Below are 520 nucleotides of genomic sequence, written 5' to 3'. Positions count from 1 at the left end.
CGTAGGGGTGGACGCCCCCTGACGGCATTGATGTGCCAGAGTGGAGGTGTTGCAACACCACTGCAGGAGGCGTCCATGAGTGAGGTTAGCACAGTCGGGATCGATCTGGCGAAATCAGTTTTCCAGGTTCACGGCGCGGATACGAGCGGCGCCGTCGTTTTCCGCAAGAAGTTGCGGCGTGATCAGGTGCTGACGTTCTTCTCGACACTTCCGCGTTGCGTGGTCGCTATGGAAGCATGCGCCAGCGCTCATTACTGGGCCCGTGAGATAGCTTTGGCCGGCCACGAAACGCGGCTCATCCCACCAGCCTACGTGAAGCCGTTCGTGAAGCGGCAGAAGAACGACATGGCCGACGCTGAGGCGATCTGCGAGGCGGCGCAGCGGCCGACGATGCGGTTCGTTCAGGGAAAGAGCGCGCAGGCCCAGGCCTCCGCAGTGGTGTTCCGTACGCGCGACCTGCTCGTGCGTCAGCGGACCCAATTGATCAATGCACTGCGCGGGCACCTTACGGAGTTCGGGT

Annotated in this window: 1 protein-coding gene; it reads left to right on the top strand. The window is 62.3% G+C overall.

All coding sequences use genetic code 11. The annotated features are described in order from the left end of the window. Positions 1 to 75 precede the first annotated feature (75 nt). A partial coding sequence (locus AC3WLN_RS24070; protein WP_492485501.1) for an IS110 family RNA-guided transposase occupies positions 76 to 520 on the top strand: 445 nt, incomplete at its 3' end.

The sequence above is a fragment of the Methylobacterium sp. FW306-05-D genome (assembly GCF_058782155.1).
This window is presented reverse-complemented; position numbering and strand designations above follow the sequence as displayed.